This window comes from Lentzea indica (assembly GCF_012184385.1).
Classification (GTDB): Bacteria; Actinomycetota; Actinomycetes; order Mycobacteriales; family Pseudonocardiaceae; genus Lentzea; species Lentzea indica.
In genome coordinates this window covers 1-17,211 of sequence record NZ_VSRL01000192.1, presented here as the reverse complement: position 1 = coordinate 17,211, position 17,211 = coordinate 1, and the positions used below count along the sequence as shown (strand labels likewise).

The window sequence follows — 17,211 nt, the reverse complement described above, 5'->3', positions numbered from 1 at the left end:
CTTGGCGAGCGGGTCGCCGTCGCGGGCCGCACCGGCCACTCGGCGTCCGGTCACCGCGCGCGAGTCACCGGCGGCCTCGCGAGCCAGCACGGTGGAGACGCCGGGGTGCTTGGCCAGCAGCTCCACGGCGGTGGCGCTCAGAGCCGTGCCACTGCAGTAGCGCTCCCAGCAGCCGTTCTTGCCACACGGACAGGGACGGCCGTCGGGGACGACGCGCAGGTGACCTAGTTCGGGGGCGACGCCGTAAGCGCCGCGGAAGACCTCGCCGTTCAGCAGCAAAGCGGCGCCGATGCCGGTGCCGATGGCCACCAGAACAGCGGTCTTGGCACCGCGTGCGGCACCGAAGCGGTGTTCGGCGAGGGCCGCGGCGTTCGCGTCGTGCTCCAGAACGACAGGCATGCCGAGGCGGTCGCTCATGCGGTCGGCCACGTCGGCCTGCCGCCACGCCAGGTGCGGTGCGAAACGCACCGTGCGACGGTCGGAGGCGATGAAGCCCGCCACGGCGAGACCGACGGCGTTCACCGCGTGCCGGTCCGCCACCTCCTCCACCGCGGCCACGATCGCGTCTTCGAGAGCGCGTTCGCCCGCGGGTGTCGGCGCGCGTGAGGTGTCCAGCACCGAGCCGCGCCCGTCCACGACGCCGGCGCGCACGCTGGTGCCACCGATGTCCACTCCGACCGTGAGCATCAGTCGGTCTTCCTGACGACCTTGATGTGCTGCACTCGCTGGCCAGCGTCAGCTGGCTCCTCGACACCGCCAGAAGAGGGAGGCGTCGGCGGGGTACCGGGCTCGCGCAGTGCCGCGCGCAGCACCGCGATCAGGCCCGCGGCGTGTTCGGCGGCCTTCGCGGCGAGTTCGGAACGGTCGCCGCGCAGCAGTGCCACGCCGTTGCACAACGGGCACCAGCCGCACGTCTCGGGCGTGTGCGAGCCGTCGCCCGCCTCGGCGACGCGCTCCAGCCACGGCTGCATGCGCTCGGCGGCCGTGTCGATGAGCAGCCGCAGCTCCTCGGCGAGCTTGCCGGTGTTGTCCTGGGTCATCACAAGCTCCTGATCAGCGCCACAACGACGGGTCCGGGCGGAATCCCACCGTCACGCCACCCGAGTCCATCTCCGCGCCGGTCACGATGCAGCGCCTCAGCAGGGACGGCAGCGCCACGAGCCGACGCCTGCCGTCGACGGTCAACGCGAGATCGTCGGCCACGCGCGCGAGGTCCAGCTCTGTGTCGTCGGCCAGCGGCAACGCGATCCGCAGCGAGTATCGGGCGTCGAGGCCACGCCCGCTGCCCGACACCTCCAGCAACGACTCCGACACCGCGGCACCCGGCAACGGGTCCGAGTCGCCGTACAGCTGCGCGGCGACCTCCAGCAGCGCCGGCACGCCCACGGGCTCGGACGCGCGGTGGTCGACCGTGCGGATCTCACCGATACAGGTCAGCTCCGCGAGCACCGCGTCCTGCTCGTGACGACGAGTCCGCAGCCACGTGGCCGCGGCACCACGCGCGGAACCGGGCGAAGGCACCAGCCGGTTCGCGATCACGCTGTCGACGCGGATTCCCTGCAACGCCAACGCGGTAAGCGTTCGCCGCGTCTCGGCGGCGACCACGCGTTCGGGCGTCAGCACCAGCCGGACCGAGCAACCGGAAGGATCTGCGAGCATCGTGCGCAACGCGTCCAGCCGCTCGGCGAGCCTGCTCAGCGCGTCCGCGGTCGCGTCCCACTTCTCGACGGTCCCGGTGCCGGCGACACCCGCCAGAAGCCCGCGCACCACGCGCCGGTGGGTCGGGAAGAGTCGTTCCAGGTAGCCCGCGAACGCCTCTGGCAGCGACAGCAACCGCAACGTCTCCGCGGTCGGCCCGCAGTCGACGACCACGACCTCCCACGGCCCGGACGACGCGAGCCGCCGCACCTCGGAGAGCGCGAGGAGCTCCTCGACACCCGGCAGCACGGTCAGTTCCTCGGCGTCGAGCTCGTCGACGCCGGCGCCCGCCAGAACGGTGCGAAGGTGCCCGCGCAGGTCGCCCCAGGCCTCGTCGACAAGACCACGGGGGTCGATCTGGCACGCGAACAAGCCGTCCGCGGTGTCCACTTCGGATGGTGAGGCGCCCAGGCGGACGTCGAGGGCGTCGCCCAGCGAGTGAGCGGGATCGGTGGAGACCACGAGCGCCTTGCGGCCGTGTGCCGCCAGGGAGGCCGCCGTCGCGGCGGCCAGTGTCGTCTTGCCGACCCCGCCCTTGCCGGTGAAGAGCAGGACCCGGCTCAAGCCGCCTTCTCCGCGCGCTTCTTGAGCTCCTTGAGCGCGGTGTCGAGGATCAGCTTCTCGGCCTTGCGGCGGAACAGCCCGATCATCGGGATCACCAGCTGCACCGAGAGCGTGTAGGTGACCTTGGTGCCGGAACCGGACGGCTCCAGCACGTAACTGCCCTTCTGCGCCTTCTGCATGGTGCCCTTGACGAGCTCCCACCGCACCGAAAGACCGTCGGGGGCCCAGTCGTACTTCAGGGTGTACTCGTCCTTGACGGGACCCTGGTCGATCGCGAACCGGACCTGGTCGGCACGACCGTCGTCACGGGTGTCGAGGACCTCCACCTCTTTCATCCCGTTCGCCCAGTCCGGGTACGACGGGAAATCCGCGATGATCGCCATGATCTTCTCAGGCGGCGCGTCGATGACGATGGACTGAGTGGACTCGTCGGCCATGACGGGCAGGTTACTCGCGTCTTTACCAATTGAGGACGTGAGGCTTGCCGCTGCGCTGGAAGTGCCCGACGTTGATGCACTCGGTGTAGCCGACGCGCACGCGCCGGGCCAACGGCTGGTGCACGTGCCCGAACACCGACCAGCGCGGACGTTCCCGCACGATCTTGTCCAACGCGGCACGCGAACCCCACTCGGGGCGGCGCGCGACGACGTCGTACGTCAGTTCCGGAACAAGCGGCGGGATGTGCGTGCACAGCACGTCGACCTGCCCCATCCGCTCCAGCGCGGCCGCCATGTCCTCCTCCGTGCGGAGGTACGGGAACCACGGCGCGTTGGGGTTGCGGACCAGACCGGGCATCATCAGGCCACCGCCCGCGAAGCCGAACCGCAGCCCGCCGATCTCCGCCGCCTCGCCGTCGAGCACGTGCACGCCGTCACCGGCGAACTGCGGCCACAGGTGCGGACTGTCCACATTGCCCGGTGTCGCGTACGTCGGCGCGGACATCGCGGCGAACAACGCGTGGTACTGCTCCAGCACCGCTTCTTCCACCACGGAACGGGCGTCCGCGAGACCGTCCCACAGAGACCGGATGTAGCCGGCCGTGTCGGCGCGCTTGGTGCCGCGTCTCAACTCGGCGAAGATCCCCACCTTCTCGGGCCCGAAAACGCGCCCGAGGATCCCCTTGGAATGGTCGTGGTAGTCGACGAAGTCGATCAGGTCGCCGAGCACGACGAGCGCGTCGGCGCCGTCACCGGCGCGCGCGAGCGCCTCCGCGTTGCCGTGCACATCCGAGACCACGTGAACCCGCACGGTTTCCAACCTAGTTCACCGGGACCGGGGTGGTTTCCGAGACACACGTCAAGCAAGATCACCCTGCTGGCGGGCAGCCAGGCGGGCGGCCGTCCTCCAGAGTCAGCTTGAGTCCCAGCGCGACGGACTTCGCGTCGAGCTGACGGCGTTGCACCTCGCGAAGGGCGTTGCGCGGGGCGAGCGACCCGGCGGACGGATCAGCGCGGAGGAAGTAGTGAAGCAGCGTGCCGTCGAGCATCGGCTCGAGCCAGACCTCCATGGTGCCCACGAGCGCCCCACCGACGGTCCAGCGCAGTCCCTCGTCACCGCGGTCGGCGTAGACGTCCAGTTCGAGATCCGGCCAGAACGCCCGCCACGACGACGGCGAAGCGAAGGCTGCGGCGACCACGCTGGGTGGCACCGCCAGGAAAGTTTCGTCGACGACGTCCACACTGGCCATGGACTGAAAAAGTAACGGAAGGGCGTACCAACCTTTGTATCGCCGGAATCACACGCTAAGTTTCCCCGCTAGTAACATCCAACCGTACGGAGGTTGACGTGCGCGAGTTCAGCGTCCCCGCCACGGCCGCAGTGGCTCCGGAGGAGAACCTCACCGACATGGTGTGGGCCAACGCGGAGCGCTTCGGCAACGCCGTCAGCTTCCGCAGGCAGGTCGATCGCGACGACCTCGCTGCGGCTGCCGCCCGTGGCCTGGTGCGGTCGGCGCAGTCCGAGCACCCCGGCCGCTTTGTGCTGGTGGATCTGGATCTGGCAGAGGCGTCGGCCGGTGCGGTGCTGCACGCGTTGACGACCGACGAGCCGGTGCTCGCGATCCGCGATGGTGTCGTTCTCGCGGCACGTCTGGCTCGTGCGGCCCTGCCTTCTGAACGGCTGACGTGGTCCGGTCGTGTGCTGATCACCGGTGGTACCGGTGGTCTTGGTCAGCTGGTGGCCCGGCATCTCGTGTCGGGGCACGGCGTTCGTGAGCTGCTGCTGGTCTCGCGCAGCGGTTCCGCTAACGTTTCTACGTTGCAGGAGCTCGGCGCGGACGTGATCGTCGAGGCGTGTGACGTCTCCGATCGTTCGGCACTGGAATCGTTGCTGTCGCGGCACTCCATCGGTGGCGTGGTGCACACGGCAGCGGTGCTGGACGACGGTGTCGTCGAGTCTCTGACGCCTGAGCGGATCGACACCGTGTTGCGTCCCAAGGCAGACGCGGCGCTGCACCTGCACGAACTGTTGCCTGACGTGCCTTTCGTGCTGTTCTCCTCGGCCGCGGCACGTTCGGAGGCGCCGGCCAGGCGAACTACGCCGCTGCCAACGCTTTCCTCGACGCATTGGCGCGCGTCCGTCGCGCTTCCGGCCAGCACGCCGTCGCGCTGGCGTGGGGGGCGTGGGAGCAGACCTCGGGCATGACCGCCGCGATGTCGGACGCCGACCTGCAGCGCATCGCCCGTTCCGGCATGCCTCCGCTGAAGGTCGCAGAGGGGCTTGCTCTGTTCGACGCCGGTTCCGCCGGTTCGGATGCTTTCCTGCTGCCGCTTCGCCTGGATCTTCCCGCATTGCGGGCTCAGGGCGCTCCGCCACCGTTGCTGCGTGGCCTGATCAAGACCCCGAAGCGCCGTGCCGCCGCGCAATCCGTTGCGGCAGAGGGACTTGTCGCGGAGTTGTCACGCCTCGGTCCCGATGCGCGCCTGGACGCGTTGCTGAACCTGGTCGCGACCGAGGTAGCCGCGGTGCTCGGCCACGGCAGTGCGTCCGAAGTGGACCGCACCCGCACGTTCCAGGGCCTCGGTTTCGACTCGCTGACCGCGGTCGAGCTGCGCAACCGCCTGACTGCCTCGACCGGTATCCGCCTGCCGGCGACCCTGATCTTCGACTACCCGACCGCCGGCGCCCTGGCCTCCTACCTGCTGGACGAGCTGTTCGGCGCGGACGTCCTCGTGCCGGAAGTGGTTTCTGACAACGTTTCCGACGACCCGATCGTGATCGTCGGCATGGCCTGCCGCTACCCAGGTGGCGTGTCGTCGCCGGAAGACCTGTGGCGCCTGGTGTTCGAGGAGCGCGACGGCGTCACCGGCTTCCCGGAGAACCGCGGCTGGGACCTCGATTCGCTGTACGACTCGGACCCGGACGCCGCGGGCAAGACCCACGTGATGCAGGGTGGTTTCCTGTACGACGCCCCGTCGTTCGACCCGGACTTCTTCGGCATGTCCCCGCGCGAGGCCCTCGCGACGGACGTGCAGCACAGGCTCCTGCTGCAGACCGCGTGGGAGGCCTTCGAACGCGCGGGCATCGACCCGGCTTCCGTCCGGGGCTCCAAGACCGGCGTCTTCGCCGGCGTGATGTCCAACGACTACTCGACTCTGGTGTCCGACGACATCTTCGAGGGCTACCAGGGCACTGGCACCGCGCAGAGCGTCCTGTCCGGCCGCGTCGCCTACACCTTCGGCCTTGAGGGCCCCGCGGTCACCGTCGACACCGCCTGCTCGTCGTCGTTGGTCGCTCTGCACCTCGCGTCTTCTGCGCTGCGCAACGGCGAATGCTCGCTGGCACTGGCCGGCGGTGTGACGGTCATGTCGACGCCGGGCTCGTTCGTCGCCTTCTCGAAGCAGCGCGGCCTCGCGATGGACGGCCGTTGCAAGTCGTTCGCCGACGCCGCCGACGGCACCGGTTGGGGCGAGGGCGTCGGCCTTCTCGTTCTGGAACGCCAGTCCGACGCACTGCGCAACGGCCACACCATCCTGGCCGTCGTGCGCGGCTCGGCGGTCAACCAGGACGGCGCATCCAACGGCCTGACCGCGCCGAACGGACCGTCGCAGCAGCGCGTGATCCGCTCGGCTCTGGCTTCCGCCGGATTGTCAGTGGCGGACGTCGACGTCGTCGAAGCCCACGGCACCGGTACCACGCTGGGCGACCCGATCGAGGCCCAGGCGCTTCTCGCCGTGTACGGGCAGGACCGGCCGTCGCCGCTGCTCCTCGGCTCGATCAAGTCCAACATCGGCCACACCCAGGCCGCCGCCGGTGTCGCCGGCATCATCAAGATGGTGCACGCGATGCGGCACGGCGTCGTGCCCGCGACGCTGCACGTCGACCAGCCCTCCACCCACATCGACTGGACCGCGGGCGACGTGTCCCTGGTGACCACCGCGGTCTCCTGGCCCAACGTCTCCCGCTCGCGCCGCGCCGGTGTCTCGTCGTTCGGCGTCTCCGGCACGAACGCCCACGTGATCCTTGAGGCTCCGGAATTGTCAGACCTCCCTGAGATGATTGGGATGGGGGGTAGCTCCCCCCAGGGGGCCAGCCAATCCGGATCGATTCCGCTGGTGGTGTCGGCGCGGTCGGCCGATTCGCTGGCCGCGCAGGTCGAGCGGATCAAGGCGTGGCCGGGGGATGCGGCGGACATCGCGTTCTCGTTGCTGACCACGCGTGCGGTGTTCGACCACCGGGCTGTGGTGCTCGACGGCGAGGTGCTGGCGTCCGGCGTCGCCAAGGCCGGGGAGTTGGCCTTCCTGTTCAGCGGGCAGGGCTCGCAGCGGATCGGGATGGGACGTGCGCTGTACGAGGCGTTCCCGGTGTTCGCCGAGGGGCTCGACGCGGTGCTCGCGAACCTCGACCCTGCCGTCCGCGAGGTCATGTGGGGCGACGACCAGGAGACGCTGAACCAGACCGGGTACACGCAGCCCGCGCTGTTCGCGTTCCAGGTGGCGCTGTACCGGCTGTTCGAGTTCTACGGCGTGAAGCCCGACCACATCGCGGGCCACTCGATCGGTGAGATCGCCGCCGCCCACGTAGCCGGGGTGCTGAGCCTCGAAGACGCCTGTCAGCTCGTCACCGCACGCGCCTCGCTGATGCAGGCGTTGCCGGCCGGTGGCGCCATGGTGTCGGTGGTCGCCTCCGAAAAGAAGGTGCGTGAGCATCTGACCGATGGCGTGTCCATCGCCGTGGTCAACGGGCCTCGCTCCGTGGTGATCGCTGGCGTCGAAGAAGAAGTGCTCGCGATCGCGCAGAAGTGGAAGAACAAGCGGCTCAAGGTCAGCCACGCGTTCCACTCGCCGTTGATGCAGCCGATGCTCGACGACTTCCGTGAGGCGATCAGCGGCCTGACGTTCCACGAGCCGGTTGTCCAGATGTCAACATCCGGCGATGTCACCACCGTCGACTACTGGGTGAACCACGTCCGCGACACCGTCCGCTTCCACGAGAACGTCACGCGATTGGGTGACGTGAAGTTCCTGGAGATCGGGCCGGACGGCGTGCTGTCCGCGATGGTGGACGGCTGCGTGCCCGCGGTGCGGCGCAACGTTGACGAGGTCAAGTCAATGTTGACTGCATTGAGCCGAATCAATGTTGACGGCGTCAATGTTGATTGGAACAGGTTCTGTCAACATGGCCGGAAGATCGACCTGCCGACCTACGCGTTCGAGCAGCAAACGTTCTGGCCTGAGGTCTCCACGCGCTCGGACGTCCGGTCGGCCGGTCTCGGCGCGGTCGGGCACCCGTTGTTCGGGGCAGCCGTCGAGCTCGCCGGGGGAGAGGGCCTGCTGTTCACGAGCAGGCTGTCGCTGCGCACCCACCCGTGGCTGCGGGACCACTCGCTGCACGGCAAGGTGCTCGTGCCCGGCGCGGCGCTCGTCGAGCTCGCGCTGCGGGCCGCGGACGAGGTGGGCCTCGATCGCCTCGACGAGCTGACGATCGCGGCTCCGCTCGTGCTGCCGGAGACCGGTGCCGTCCAGGTGCAGATCAGGGTCGGTGCGGACGGTGACCGCCGGGCGGTCACGATTCACAGCCGTCCCGAGGACAGCGATCTGCCGTGGACCGAGCACGCGGCCGGCTTCCTGGCCTCCGGAACCACGACCTTGGACTTTGACGCTTCGGAGTGGCCGCCTGCCGGGGCTGAGGCTGTGCAGGTCGAGGGTGTGTACGAGCGGTTCGCGGAGCTCGGGTTCGACTACGGGCACGCTTTCCGGGGCCTGCGGGCCGCGTGGAAGCTGGGCGATCAGGTGTTCGCCGAGGTCGCGCTGCCCGAGGACGTGACGGTCGCCGGCTTCGGCCTCCACCCGGCGCTGCTGGACGCGGCGCTGCACGCGGTGCGTTCGCGGACCGGCGGACCGAGGGCGCGGTGCCGTTCTCGTGGGAAAGCGTTGCACTGCACGCGGTGGGGGCCACGTCGCTGCGGGTGCGTCTCCGGACCACCGGCGACAGCTCGATGGAGATCGCCATCGCCGACGCCACCGGTGCGCCGGTCGCGACGGTCGGGTCGCTGGTGACGCGGGCCGTGTCGGCGCAGCAGCTCAACGCCGCGCAGGACGCGTTGTTCGGGCTGGACTGGGTGCCGATCACACTCACCGAAGCGGTTCCCGCTGCGCACGTCGTGGAGCACGTGTCGGCGGAAGGATCCCCGGTCGAGGCCGCGCACGCGCTGACGACCGAGGTGCTCGCGAAGATCCAGGAGTGGATCGCGACCGAACGAGCCGAGAAGCTCGTTTTCGTTACGCGGCAAGGTGATCTGGGTGCTTCGGCGGTGTGGGGCCTCGTGCGGGCCGCGCAGTCCGAGCACCCCGGCCGGTTCGCGTTGATCGAGACCGACGGCGACCTGCCGGACTCGGTGCTCGCGAGCGCCGAGCCGCAGCTGCGGGTGCGGGGCGGCGAAGTGTTCGTGCCGCGTGTCGCCCGGATCGCCGCTGGTGACAGCGTTGTGCTCGAAGGGCCTGTATTGATCACCGGTGGCACCGGTGGGCTCGGTCAGGTCATCGCGCGGCATCTCGTTGCCGCACATGGCGTTCGCGACCTGGTGCTCGTCAGCCGACGCGGTGAGACGCCGGACTGGGTGGCGGACGTGGACGCTTCGGTCACCGTGGCGGCGTGCGACGTCGCCGATCGACACGCGGTCGCGAACCTCCTGGCGGGCCACCGGATCCGCTCCATCGTGCACACCGCCGGTGTGCTGGACGACGGCGTGATCGAGTCGCTGACGCCTGAGCGCTTGTCGAACGTGTTGCGCCCCAAGGTCGACGCCGCGTGGAACCTGCACGAGCTGGCTGGCGACGTGTCGGCGTTCGTCGTCTACTCGTCCGGCGCGGGCATCTTCGGCTCGTCCGGCCAGGGCAACTACGCGGCGGGCAACACGTTCCTCGACGCGTTGATCGAGCACCGGCGTGCGCAGAGTCTGCCGGGCGTGTCACTGGCGTGGGGCGCGTGGGCCGGGACGGGCATGCTGTCCGGTGCCGACGCCGAACGCCTCGCGAAGTCCGGCATGCCGCCGATCACGTCCGCGGAAGGCGTGGAACTCTTCGACGCCGCACTGTCTTCGGGTGCGTCTTTGGTGCTGCCGCTGCGACTCGACCTGCCGGTGTTCCGGGCGCGAGGCGAGGTTCCGGCGGTGCTGCGGGGCCTCGTGAAGGTCCGTTCTCGTCGTGCCGCGGCTTCCAGCACGTCGTCGTCGCTGGTGCAGAAGCTGGCAGGTCGTGACGACGCCGGTCGCCTCGAGGCGTTGCTCGACCTCGTGCGCGCTGAGGTCGGCGCGGTGCTCGGCCACAGCGGCGGCGAGACGATCGACCCGTCACGCGCCTTCCAGTCGCTCGGCTTCGACTCGCTGACCGCCGTCGAGCTGCGCAAACCGGCTTGGCGAGGGTCGACCGGGCTGAGCTGCCCGCGACGCTGACGTTCGACCATCCGACGTCCGCGGTGCTGGCAGGTTTCCTGAAGGATGAGCTGTTCGGCGCCTCGGATGCTGTGGCGCAGCCGACCGCGCTCGTGTCCACTTCGGACGATCCGATCGTGATCGTCGGCATGGCCTGCCGCTATCCCGGAGGCGTGTCGTCGCCCGAGGACCTGTGGCGGTTGGTCGCCGAAGGCGTCGACGCCATCACGGAGTTCCCGGTCAACCGCGGCTGGGACATCGACGGCATCTACGACCCCGACCCCGACCACGCGGGCACCACGTACTCGATCGCGGGTGGCTTCCTGCACGAGGCGGGCGCGTTCGACCCGGCGTTCTTCGGCATGTCCCCGCGCGAGGCCCTCGCGACGGACTCACAGCAGCGACTGCTGCTGGAGACCACCTGGGAGGCGCTGGAACGTTCCGGAATCGACCCGGCTTCCTTGCGCGGCAGCGCGACCGGTGTCTTCACGGGCGTCATGTACAACGACTACGCGTCCATTTTGGATGGTGGCGAGTTCGAAGGCCATCAGGGCCAGGGCAGTGCGGGCAGCATCGCCTCGGGCCGCGTGTCCTACACGTTCGGCTTCGAGGGGCCGGCTGTCACGGTCGACACCGCTTGCTCTTCTTCTTTGGTGGCCTTGCACCTGGCTTCGCAGGCGCTGCGCTCGGGTGAGTGTTCGCTGGCCGTGGCCGGTGGTGTGACGGTGATGTCGACGCCCACCACCTACGTCGAGTTCTCCCGCCAGCGCGGCCTCTCGGTCGACGGACGATGCAAGGCGTTCTCCGACTCCGCTGATGGCACCGGCTGGGGCGAGGGTGTCGGTCTGCTGGTGCTGGAACGCCAGTCAGACGCTCTGAGTAACGGCCACACCATTCTGGCCGTGGTCCGCGGCTCGGCCGTCAACCAGGACGGTGCTTCCAACGGCCTGACCGCGCCGAACGGACCGTCGCAGCAGCGCGTGATCCGCGCGGCGCTGGCCTCGGCCGGCTTGTCGCCCGCGGACGTCGACGTCGTCGAAGCACACGGCACCGCGACGAACCTCGGTGACCCGATCGAGGCCCAGGCGCTGCTCGCGGTGTACGGGCAGGACCGCGACGAGCCGCTTTACCTGGGCTCGATCAAGTCGAACATCGGCCACACACAGGCCGCCGCGGGTGTCGCGGGCGTGATCAAGATGGTGCAGGCGCTGCACCACGGCGTGCTGCCCCAGACCCTGCACGTCAGCACCCCGACCACGCAGGTCGACTGGGAGTCCGGCGCCGTCGAGGTGCTGACGTCGCCCCGCTCCTGGCCCTCGGTCTCCCGCGCGCGTCGCGCCGGTGTCTCGTCGTTCGGAGTTTCGGGCACCAACGCCCACGTGATTCTCGAGGGTCCGGAATTGTCAGACCTGCCTGAGATGATTGGGATGGGGGGTAGCTCCCCCCAGGGGGCCAGCCAATCCGGATCGATTCCGTTGACGGTGTCGGCGAAGTCAGCGGCATCGCTGCGCGCTCAGGTCGAGCGGATCAAGGCGTTGGTGGACAGCGGTGTGTCCGCTGTGGACGTCGGGTTCTCACTGGCTACTACACGGGCGTTGTTCGAGCACCGGGCGGTTGTGCTTGACGGCGAGGTTGTCGCTGAGGGTGTGGCCGGCGGGAAGCCGTTGGCGTTCCTGTTCTCCGGGCAGGGATCGCAGCGCGTTGGGATGTCGCGTGAGCTGTACGAGGCGTTCCCGGTGTTTGCGGAGGCGTTGGACGCCGCGCTGGTCAACCTCGACCCGGCGCTGCGCGAGGTCATGTGGGGCGACGACCAGAAGACATTGAACCAGACCGGGTACGCGCAGCCGGCGATCTTCGCCGTTGAGGTGGCGCTGTACCGGTTGATCGAGTCGTTCGGGGTGCGGCCGGACCACCTGGTCGGGCATTCGATCGGTGAGATCGCGGCGGCGCACGTCGCCGGAGTGCTGAGCCTCGAAGACGCGTGTTTGTTGGTTACGGCTCGTGCGACGCTCATGCAGGCGTTGCCGGCTGGTGGCGCGATGGTGTCGGTCATCGCGTCCGAGGAAGAGGTGTTGCCGCAGCTGACCGCAGGTGTGTCGATTGCGGCGGTCAACGGTCTGCGGTCGGTGGTGATCGCCGGTGTTGAGGACGAGGTGCTGGCGGTTGCGGAGCGGTGGAAGAGCAAGCGGCTGAAGGTGTCGCATGCGTTCCACTCGCTGTTGATGGAGCCGATGCTGGATGACTTCCGTGAGGCGATCAGCGGCTTGACGTTCCACGAGCCGGTTGTCCAGATGTCAACATCCGGCGATGTCACCACCGTCGACTACTGGGTGAACCACGTTCGGGACGCGGTTCGGTTCTACGAGAACGTCACTCGACTGGGTGATGTCACGCTGCTGGAGATCGGGCCGGACGCGCAGTTGAGCGCGATGGTGGACGGCGCGACGCCGGTGTTGAGGCGCGATCGCGGTGAAGTCGCGTCAATGTTGACTGCACTCGGTCAGGTACATGTTGACGGAATCAATGTTGACTGGACGCGGCTGTACACAGGTGGACGGAAGGTTGATCTGCCCACCTATGCGTTCGAGCACCAGATGTTCTGGCCGAAGGCGGTGCGCAAGACCGGTGACGTCGGCGCGCTCGGGCTCACGCGGGTGGAACACCCGTTGCTCGGGGCTGCGGTCGATGTGGCCGGAGCGGACGGCGTTCTGTTTACGAGCCGGTTGTCGCTGAGCTCGCATCCGTGGCTCGCGGACCACACGGTGTTCGGGCAGGTGCTGCTGCCGGGAACGGCGTTCCTGGAGCTCGCGGTGCGGGCAGGCGACGAGGTCGGGCTCGACCGCGTCGACGAGCTGACGCTGGCCGCGCCGCTCGTGCTGCCCGCGAAGGGTGCCGTGCGGATTCAGGTCGCGATCGGCGTCGAGGAGAACGGGCGTCGCGCTGTCGAGGTGTTCTCGCGGCCGGACGGCGAGGACGTGACGTGGACGCGGCACGCGACCGGGTTCCTGGCCGCCGGCACCACGACCGGAGACTTTGACGCAACCGCGTGGCCACCTCCGGGCGCCGAGGCCGTTGACGTCGAGGGCGCTTACGAGCGGTTTGCGGAGAACGGGTTCGAGTACGGGCCGGTGTTCCAAGGGCTGCGGGCCGTGTGGCGCGGGGACAACGAGGTGTTCGCCGAGGTCGCGTTGCCGGAAGGCGTGGACGGTGCGGCGTTCGGGCTGCACCCGGCGCTGCTCGACGCCACGCTGCACGCGGGTGGCTTCTTCGACGGGGCCGAGGCGGGACTGCCGTTCTCCTGGGAGAGCGTGTCGCTGCACGCCACAGGCGCGGCGGCGGCCAGGGTTCGGTTGCGTCGCAACGGGGACGCGTGGGTGATCGCGGTCGTCGACACGACGGGTGCGCCGGTTGCCACGATCGGGTCGCTGGTGACGCGGGCGGTGTCCGCGCAGCAGGTGAGCACGGTGGAGCGCGACTCGCTGTTCCGGCTCGACTGGGTGCCGGTGTCGCTGCCCAATGCTGGTGCGGCGGCCGTGGTGGTGGAGGAGTTCGTTGGTGACGGGGATGTCGTCGAGCAGACGCACGCCCTTGCTGCTCGTGCGCTTGAGCTGGTGCAGCGTTGGATCGCCGAGGAGCGGGCGGAACGGCTGGTGTTCGTGACGCGCCAGGACGACCTGGCCGCGAGCGTGGTTCACGGTCTGGTCCGGGCCGCGCAGAACGAGCACCCCGGCAGGTTCACGCTCATCGACACCGATGCCGAGGTGTCCGAGCAGGTTCTCGCGATCGACGAGCCGCAGCTGCGGGTGCGCGATGGCCAGGTGTTCGCGGCACGGCTCGCACGGGCCGAGGCGGCGGAGCCCGGCGAGTTCACCGGGCCGGTGCTGATCACCGGCGGTACCGGCGGGCTGGGTCGCGTGATCGCCAAGCACCTCGTCGAACGGTACGGCGTCAAGGAACTCGTGCTGGTCAGCCGCACCGGCAAGGCGGATGTGTCCTATTTGGACGCCAAGGTCGCCGTGGTCGCGTGCGATGTCAGTGATCGCAAGGCACTGCAGAAGGTGCTGAAGAAGCACAAGGTGCGCAGCGTCGTGCACGCGGCTGGTGTGCTGGACGACGGCGTGATCGAGTCGATGACGCCGGAACGTGTGGCGAACGTGCTCAAGCCCAAGGTCGACGCCGCCTGGAACCTGCATGAGCTCACCAAGAACCTCGACAAGTTCGTCATCTTCTCCAGCGCCGCAGGAACGTTCGGTGCTGCGGGACAGGCCAACTACGCGGCGGCCAATGCGTTCCTCGACGCGCTTGCACTGCACCGCAAGGCGAATGGCCTGCCGGCCGTCTCGCTGGCGTGGGGCGCGTGGAACCAGACCGGCATGCTGTCGGAGGCCGATGCCGAACGCATGGCGCGAGGCGGAACGCCTCCTCTCTCGGTGGAGCAGGGACTCGCGCTGTTCGACGCGGCGATCGCCGGTGAGGACGCGGTGCTGCTGCCGTTGCGCCTCGACCTCGCGACGTTGCGCGACCAGGGCGAGATCCGTCCGTTGCTGCGCGGCCTGATCCGGACGCGGGCTCGGCGTGCGGCGGTTCAGGCCGACTCCGGTCTCGTGCAGCGCCTCACCGCGATGGCATCGGAAGCCCGGTTGGGCGCGCTGCTCGACCTCGTCCGCACCGAGGTCGCCGCTGTGCTGGGACACGACGGCATCGCCGCGGTCGACCCGGCCATGGCGTTCCAGGACCTCGGGTTCGACTCGCTCACCGCGGTCGACCTGCGCAACCGCCTGAGCGGTGTCACCGGTCTGCGCCTGCCGAGCACGCTGATCTTCGACTACCCGACGTCCGCGGTGCTCGCCGGATTCCTGCGGGACGAACTGTTCGGCGCGGACGAGGCGTTGCCGGCGTTGCCCGTGCTGACGTCCACTTCGGACGATCCGATCGTGATCGTCGGCATGGCCTGCCGTTACCCCGGCGGTATCGTCACGCCGGAGCAGCTGTGGGACCTCGTGGTCGACGGCCGCGATGCCATCACGGAGTTCCCGTCCAACCGCGGCTGGGACCTCGACTCGCTCTACCACCCGGACCCCGACCACGTCGGCACCTCGTACACGAAGTCCGGTGGCTTCCTCCACGACGCCGACCTGTTCGACCCCGAGTTCTTCAGAATGTCGCCACGCGAGGCCGTGTCGACCGACGCCCAGCAGCGTCTCCTGCTGGAGGCGTCGTGGGAGGCGTTGGAACGCGCGGGCATCGACCCCGTCGCACTGAAGGGCAGTCCCACCGGTGTGTTCGCCGGCGTCATGTACAACGACTACTCGCTGCTGCTCGAAGGCGACTCCGAGGGCTACCAGACGACCGGCGGCTCGCCTTCGGTCGTGTCCGGCCGTGTTTCCTACACGTTCGGGTTCGAGGGTCCCGCGGTCACTCTCGACACGGCGTGCTCGTCGTCGTTGGTCGCCATGCACTGGGCGATGCAAGCCCTCCGTGCCGGTGAATGCTCCTTGGCGCTTGCAGGTGGTGTCACTGTTCTGGCCTCGCCGGGCGCGTTCATCGGGTTCTCGCGGCAACGCGGACTCTCGCCGGACGGCCGTTGCAAGGCGTTCGCCGACTCCGCTGACGGTGTCGGCTGGTCCGAGGGCGTCGGTGTGGTCGTGTTGGAGCGTCTGTCTGACGCTCAGCGCAACGGCCACCACGTTTTGGCGGTCGTGCGTGGTTCGGCAGTCAATCAGGACGGAGCGTCGAACGGACTCACCGCGCCAAACGGTCCCTCGCAGCAGCGAGTGATCCGCCAGGCGCTGGCCTCCGCAGGTCTGTCCACTACGGACGTCGATGTCGTCGAAGCGCACGGCACCGGCACCACTCTGGGCGACCCGATCGAGGCGCAGGCGCTTCTGGCCACCTACGGTCAGGACCGCTCCGAACCGCTCCTGCTCGGCTCGATCAAGTCCAACATCGGCCACACCCAGGCCGCCGCCGGTGTCGCCGGCGTGATCAAGATGGTGCAGGCCCTGCGCCACGGTCTTGTGCCCCAGACGCTGCACGTCACCGAGCCGTCGTCCCACGTGGACTGGGAGGCGGGCGCGGTCCGGTTGCTCACGGGCAACGCCAAGTGGCCCGCCGTCTCCCGTGCCCGCCGCGCCGCCGTCTCGTCGTTCGGCGTCTCGGGCACCAATGCCCACGTGATCCTTGAGGCTCCGGAATTGTCAGACCTGCCTGAGATGATTGGGATGGGGACCTCGGTCTCCCCTGGAGGGGGGCCAAACAGGATCGATGCAGACGGGATCGATGCAGCGGGATCGATCCGGGCTGGTGGCGTGCCACTGGTGGTGTCGGCCAAGTCGCGGGCGTCGTTGCGGGCTCAGGTGGAGCAGATCAACGCGCTGGTGGAGAGCGGCGTGCCGGCGGTGGACGTCGGGTTCTCGTTGGCGACCACGCGCGCGTTGTTCGACCACAGGGCGGTGGTGTGGAACGGCGTTGAGCTGGCCAGTGGTGTGGTGCGGAACCGGCCGCTCGCCATCGTGTTCTCCGGGCAGGGATCGCAGCGCGTTGGGATGGCGCGTGAGCTGTACGAGGCGTTCCCGGTGTTTGCGGAGGCGTTGGACGCTGCGCTGGTCAACCTTGATCCGGCGCTGCGTGAGGTCATGTGGGGTGATGACCAGGAGACGTTGAACCAGACCGGGTATGCGCAGCCGGCGATCTTCGCGGTTGAGGTGGCGCTGTACCGGTTGCTGGAGTCGTTCGGTGTGCGGCCGGTGCAGCTTGCCGGGCATTCGATCGGTGAGGTCGCGGCGGCGCACGTGGCGGGCGTGTTGAGCCTTGAGGACGCGTGTTTGTTGGTGACGGCTCGTGCGGCGCTCATGCAGGCGCTGCCGACCGGTGGCGCGATGGTGTCTGTTGTCGCTTCCGAAGAAGAGGTGCTGCCGCATCTGACGGATGGCGTGTCGATTGCGGCGGTCAATGGGCCGCGGTCGGTGGTGATCGCTGGCGTTGAGGACGAGGTGTTGGCGGTTGCGGAGCGGTGGAAGAGCAAGCGGCTGAACGTCAGTCACGCGTTCCACTCGCCGTTGATGGAGCCGATGCTGGAT

General features: G+C 68.9%; 8 protein-coding genes and 1 pseudogene. 3 read left to right on the top strand and 6 right to left on the bottom strand.

Annotation, left to right across the window (positions count from 1 at the left end; all coding sequences use genetic code 11):
• The 6 genes from FXN61_RS35745 to FXN61_RS35720 form a co-directional block, all read right to left on the bottom strand.
• Positions 1 to 687: ROK family protein (locus tag FXN61_RS35745; protein ID WP_188135853.1), on the bottom strand; the 687-nt coding region annotated here is incomplete at its 3' end.
• A complete protein-coding gene (locus tag FXN61_RS35740) occupies positions 687 to 1,040 on the bottom strand; it encodes a hypothetical protein (RefSeq protein ID WP_167978359.1) in 354 nt (117 codons plus the stop codon). The genes FXN61_RS35740 and FXN61_RS35745, both read right to left, overlap by 1 nt.
• 13 nt (positions 1,041 to 1,053) lie before the next feature.
• Positions 1,054 to 2,262 (bottom strand): ArsA family ATPase, encoded by a 1,209-nt coding sequence (locus FXN61_RS35735; RefSeq protein ID WP_167978358.1) that lies wholly within the window; start codon positions 2,260 to 2,262, stop codon positions 1,054 to 1,056.
• Entirely contained in the window at positions 2,259 to 2,699 is a 441-nt protein-coding gene (locus tag FXN61_RS35730) for an SRPBCC family protein (RefSeq protein WP_167978357.1), read from the bottom strand. Before FXN61_RS35730 ends, FXN61_RS35735 begins: the two co-directional genes overlap by 4 nt.
• A gap of 22 nt (positions 2,700 to 2,721) precedes the next feature.
• Positions 2,722 to 3,510, bottom strand: a complete 789-nt coding sequence (locus FXN61_RS35725; RefSeq protein ID WP_312878248.1) for a metallophosphoesterase family protein — start codon at positions 3,508 to 3,510, stop codon at positions 2,722 to 2,724.
• 58 nt (positions 3,511 to 3,568) lie between these two features.
• Positions 3,569 to 3,949 (bottom strand): polyketide cyclase / dehydrase and lipid transport, encoded by a 381-nt coding sequence (locus FXN61_RS35720; RefSeq protein ID WP_167978356.1) that lies wholly within the window; start codon positions 3,947 to 3,949, stop codon positions 3,569 to 3,571.
• A gap of 230 nt (positions 3,950 to 4,179) precedes the next feature.
• Between FXN61_RS35720 and FXN61_RS55865 the strand changes: the two are divergent.
• From FXN61_RS55865 to FXN61_RS55855, 3 genes and pseudogenes are all read left to right on the top strand, one after another.
• Positions 4,180 to 8,759 (top strand): annotated as a pseudogene (locus tag FXN61_RS55865) (type I polyketide synthase); the annotation flags it as partial.
• Positions 8,669 to 10,153 carry a type I polyketide synthase gene (locus FXN61_RS55860; protein ID WP_167978354.1) on the top strand — a complete coding sequence of 495 codons (1,485 nt, stop codon included), beginning with the start codon at positions 8,669 to 8,671 and terminating at the stop codon, positions 10,151 to 10,153. The pseudogene FXN61_RS55865 and the gene FXN61_RS55860, both read left to right, overlap by 91 nt.
• Positions 10,114 to 17,211, top strand: a 7,098-nt coding sequence (locus tag FXN61_RS55855) for a type I polyketide synthase (protein WP_167978353.1), incomplete at its 3' end; no start/stop codon positions are given. The genes FXN61_RS55860 and FXN61_RS55855, both read left to right, overlap by 40 nt.

Excerpts from the sequence above, each read along its gene's own strand:
- FXN61_RS35740 (WP_167978359.1), bottom strand. The coding sequence starts at position 1,040 with ATGACCCAGGACAACACCGGCAAGCTCGCCGAGGAGCTGCGGCTGCTC.
- FXN61_RS35720 (WP_167978356.1), bottom strand. The coding sequence starts at position 3,949 with ATGGCCAGTGTGGACGTCGTCGACGAAACTTTCCTGGCGGTGCCACCC.
- FXN61_RS35730 (WP_167978357.1), bottom strand. The coding sequence starts at position 2,699 with ATGGCCGACGAGTCCACTCAGTCCATCGTCATCGACGCGCCGCCTGAG.